This is a genomic window from Pseudoduganella sp. RAF53_2 (assembly GCF_052113985.1).
Lineage (GTDB): Bacteria > Pseudomonadota > Gammaproteobacteria > Burkholderiales > Burkholderiaceae_D > Rugamonas.
Map to the genome: position 1 here is coordinate 1 of NZ_JBFRDW010000851.1, position 2,036 is coordinate 2,036.

General features: G+C 61.0%; 2 protein-coding genes. Both read left to right on the forward strand.

The window, feature by feature from the left end:
- A partial coding sequence (locus AB4Z11_RS30295) for an SDR family NAD(P)-dependent oxidoreductase (RefSeq protein ID WP_442029677.1) occupies positions 1-665 on the forward strand: 665 nt, incomplete at its 5' end.
- A 116-nt stretch (positions 666-781) separates the two neighbouring features.
- On the forward strand, positions 782-2,036 hold a 1,255-nt coding region (locus tag AB4Z11_RS30300), incomplete at its 3' end, for a GDSL-type esterase/lipase family protein (RefSeq protein ID WP_442029679.1).

Sequence of the window (2,036 nt, forward strand, 5' to 3'; positions counted from 1 at the left end):
GCGTCGATGAGGCAGTGGACCGCATGCGGGCCGAAACCCGCGGCACCGTTCTGGGCTTTGTCGGCGACCTCAGCAAGGCCGAGGCGGCGCAGGAAGTCGTTCAACGCCATCCGGGTATCAATATCCTGGTCAACAACCTGGGCATCTTCGAGCCCAAGCCCKTTGAAGACATTCCGGATGAAGACTGGCTGCGCTTCTTCGACGTGAATGTGCTGAGCGGCGTTCGCCTTGCGCGCCTGGTGCTGCCGGAAATGAAGCGCACGAATTGGGGGCGCATCATTTTCATCTCCAGCGAAAGCGCTATCCAGATTCCGACGGAGATGGTCCACTACGGCATGACCAAGACAGCGCAAATTGCGGTGGCGCGTGGTTTGGCGGAATCGGTTGCCGGTACCGGCATCACGGTCAATAGCGTGCTGCCCGGTCCGACCAAATCGCGCGGCGTCGGCGACTTTGTGGCGGACATGGCGAAATCGGCCGCCAAAACCTTCGAGCAGGTTGAAGCGGAATTCTTCGATCATGTACGGCCAACCTCCCTGATCAAGCGCTTCGGCACGCCACAGGAAGTCGCCTCGATGGTCGCCTACGTGGCCAGCCCGCTCTCATCGGCAACCACCGGTGCTGCATTGCGCGTGGATGGCGGCGTGGTCAAGAGCGCCTTCTGAGAAGTCCTGGTATTCGTTCTCCGCAGAATCGTTCCGCGAGTTGATGATTTTCGTAATTGCCAGCGGCTGGCGCGAATCGCACAATGAAGTGAAAACGATTTCAATACGGAGGCAAGATGTTGGGAAGGATAGGGTGGCTATGCGCCGCCGCCATGGTGCTGTCCGGTGCGGCCAAGGCCCAGGCGGATTTGCCGCTCTATGCATCCCGTCCGGTGGACGGCTGGCGCGTCGCCGCCGTCAATCCGGATGGACAGAAGCCGCTGCTTGGCGCCAGCGTGTCCATTGAGGCGCCGCGCAACGCGGTGCAGATTGTCGATCGCGGTGATGCCCTCAATCTAAGCTGGAAAGACGCCTGGTTCTCCGCCTTGCGCATTGAAGGCACGCCGCTGGACATGCGTCCGTATGCGGCGCATGGCCTGCTGGCCTTCGACCTGAAAGTGAACGATCTGACGCAAGGCGGCCTGTCCATCCGCATGGACTGCGGCGACAAGTGCGAGCGCAAGGTGCCGTTCCTGCTGCCCGCGCGTGCGATGGAAGGGAAAGGCTGGCAGCATGTGAGTCTGCCGGTATCCTGCTTCATGCGCGAAGGCGATGACTTCAGCGCGGTCAGCAAACCGTTCACGCTGGAAGGCATGGGAAATGGCGACGTCTCCCTGGCCAATGTACGCCTGCAGCGTGCGGGCACGGCCAGCGCGAGCTGCCCGGACTACCGGACCGTGTCAGTCACGCCGGATATGCTGAACGAATCCTGGTCCATCAGCTGGTGGATGCCCCGCCATCTGGCCAAGCTGGAAGCGAACAAACAATTGAAAGCGGAGGGCAAGCGCAGCGATGTGATCTTCATTGGCGACTCGATTACTGAAGGCTGGGAAAAGAGCGGCAAGGAAGTCTGGCAGCGCAATTACGCCAAATACAATGCGGTGGCGCTGGGCTTCGGCGGCGACCGCACGGAAAACGTGCTGTGGCGCCTGCAGCATGGGGAAGTGGATGGCACTTCGCCCAAGGTGGTGGTGCTGATGTTCGGCACCAATAACACCGGCCATCGCCAGGAAGCGCCCCAATACACGGCCGCTGGCATCAAGCGGAATATCGACGAACTGCGCGCCCGTCTGCCGGATGCCAGGATCCTGCTGCTGGCGATCTTCCCGCGTGGCGAAAAGGCGGACGACCAGCTGCGCCAGATCAATGAGGGCGTCAATCACATTCTCCCGGGCTTGGCGGACAACCAGCACGTCTACTTCCTGAACATCAATCAAGCCTTCCTTGATGCGAATGGCGGGCTGTCGCGCGACATCATGCCTGATCTCTTGCACCCCAATGAGAAGGGGTATGAAATCTGGGCCAGGGCCATGGCGCCGGAACTGAGCAAGC